Below are 2,335 nucleotides of genomic sequence, written 5' to 3'. Positions count from 1 at the left end.
GAGGAATCGTGTGAACGAGGCGCATATTAGCGAGGGGCGCGGGTGTTGTCAAAGGGGTAAATGCAATTGCGAGTTTGTTTGCTGACAAAATCAACAAAGCGGCGATCTTTCCCGCTTTTTAGATTGTTGCCCTATTCTGGTGCGTCACAGCATGCGGTGGGGCAGAGGAAAAGACGGCTGCCAGGGTAAAGAATATTTATCAGTGGCCTCCAGGCCTTGTTTTGCGGGCACCGAGCGCTGCGGCCCGTACTCACTCGAAACTGGCAAGCATTTTGCAAACCTGATGAACATGACTGCCAGCACGGGTTCTGGTATTCCGACAGGAGGCAAAATGAACTTCAGACGGCTGAAATATTTCGTAAAAATCGTCGATATTGGTAGCCTGACCCAGGCAGCGGAAGTGTTGCATATTGCGCAACCCGCGTTGAGCCAACAGGTTGCTACGCTGGAAGGCGAACTGGATCAACAGTTGCTGATTCGTACTAAGCGCGGCGTGACACCGACTGACGCTGGAAAGGTGCTTTATACCCACGCCCGCACGATTTTGCGGCAGTGCGAGCAGGCGCAGCTTGCCGTCAGTAATATCGGACAGACCTTGAGCGGCCAGGTGTCTATTGGCCTTGCCCCCGGGACGGCAGCGTCATCTATCACCATGCCGTTATTACAGACCGTGCGCGCCGAACTGCCAGAGGTGTTGATCTACCTGCATGAGAACAGTGGAGCGGCGCTAAACGAAAAGTTGCTCAGTGGTCAGCTCGACATGGCCGTACTCTACGAACGTTCTCCTATCGCAGGTATTACTAGCCAGCCATTGCTAAAAGAGGATCTTTTCCTTGTCGGCACACGAGATTGTCCAGGGCAAAGTGTTGATTTAGCCGCTGTAGCCCAGATGAGTCTGTTTCTTCCCCGGGATTACAGCGCGGTGCGTTTACGTGTGGATGAAGCATTTTCATTACGCCGTTTAACGGCCAAAGTGATTGGGGAAATTGAGTCTATCTCCACCTTAACCGCAGCGATTGCCAGTGGCATGGGGGTGACCGTTTTACCAGAGTCCGCTGCTCGTTCACTCTGCAATGCGGCAAATGGCTGGATGGCGCGTATTACCACCCCGTCGATGAGTTTGCCATTATCGTTGAATGTGTCGGCCAGGGGGAGTTTGTCGCCTCAGGCTCAGGCGGTGAAAGAGATCCTGTTGTCGCTGGTCGGTAGCCCGGCAGTTGAAAACCGTGAACTGCAGTTAGTGAGTTAAACCTTATTCCGTGCAGGAATAAGATGCAGGTTTTTATTATTTGTTATGCCGGCCATCAGACTTTAACAATAGCGTAATGTCTGATGTATCCGGAGTGTAGAGTGAATTTCCAGCAACTTAAAATCATCCGTGAAGCGGCACGTAAGGATTACAACCTGACGGAGGTCGCGAATATCCTTTATACCTCGCAATCGGGGGTAAGCCGTCATATTCGCGAGCTTGAAGATGAACTGGGTATCGAAATATTTATCCGCCGTGGTAAACGCCTGCTTGGTATGACCGAACCGGGTAAAGCCCTGCTGGTTATCGCTGAACGTATTCTCAATGAAGCCAGCAATGTTCGCCGACTTGCCGATCTGTTTACCAATGACACTTCCGGAGTGCTGACGATTGCCACTACCCATACGCAGGCACGTTATAGCCTGCCTGCGGTGATTAAAGCGTTTCGCGAACTCTTCCCAGAGGTTCGCCTGGAGTTAATTCAGGGCACGCCGCAGGAAATCGACGCACTATTGCAAAATGGTGGGGCAGATATCGGTATTGCCAGCGAGCGGTTAAGCAGCGATCCACTATTGGTGGCTTTTCCATGGTTTCGTTGGCATCACAGCCTGCTCGTACCTCACGATCATCCGTTAGTCCTGACGTCCCCGCTGACGCTGGAGGCCATTGCTCGCTGGCCGCTTATTACTTACCGCCAGGGCATCACCGGGCGTTCACGTATTGATGAGGCATTTGCCCGCAAAGGATTACTGCCAGATATTATCCTCAGCGCGCAGGACTCTGATGTGATCAAGACCTATGTGGCGCTGGGACTGGGCATTGGGCTGGTGGCGGAGCAATCCAGCGGTGAACAGGAAGAGGGGACGCTCACCCGTCTTGATACCCGGCATTTATTCGATGCCAATACTGTCTGGCTTGGCTTGAAACGCGGTCAATTACAACGTAATTACGTTTGGCGATTCATTGAGTTATGCAATGCAGGGTTATCCGTGGAGGAGATCAAGCGACAAGCGATGGAGCCAGATGATGAAGTAATGATTGATTATCAGATATAAAACAAAAAGCCCGCTTAGTTTCCTAAGCAGG

Annotated in this window: 2 protein-coding genes; both read left to right on the top strand. The window is 51.9% G+C overall.

Features of this window, described 5'->3' with window-relative positions:
- The first annotated feature begins 331 nt into the window (after positions 1–331).
- Entirely contained in the window at positions 332–1,249 is a 918-nt protein-coding gene (nac, locus tag FDW98_RS18905) for a nitrogen assimilation transcriptional regulator NAC (RefSeq protein WP_096757534.1), read from the top strand.
- Between the two features lie 101 nt (positions 1,250–1,350).
- A complete protein-coding gene (gene cbl / locus FDW98_RS18900; RefSeq protein WP_096757533.1) occupies positions 1,351–2,304 on the top strand; it encodes an HTH-type transcriptional regulator Cbl in 954 nt (317 codons plus the stop codon).
- The last annotated feature ends 31 nt before the right edge of the window (positions 2,305–2,335 follow it).

The sequence above is a fragment of the Citrobacter sp. wls711 genome, from assembly GCF_005281055.1.
GTDB classification, from domain to species: Bacteria; Pseudomonadota; Gammaproteobacteria; order Enterobacterales; family Enterobacteriaceae; genus Citrobacter; species Citrobacter gillenii.
The sequence above is the reverse complement of the archived record's forward strand: the minus strand, read 5'-3'. Positions and strand labels throughout refer to the sequence as shown.

What these genes read in the sequence shown, in the direction of transcription:
- nac (WP_096757534.1), top strand. Translation starts at nt 332, where the DNA reads ATGAACTTCAGACGGCTGAAATATTTCGTAAAAATCGTCGATATTGGT.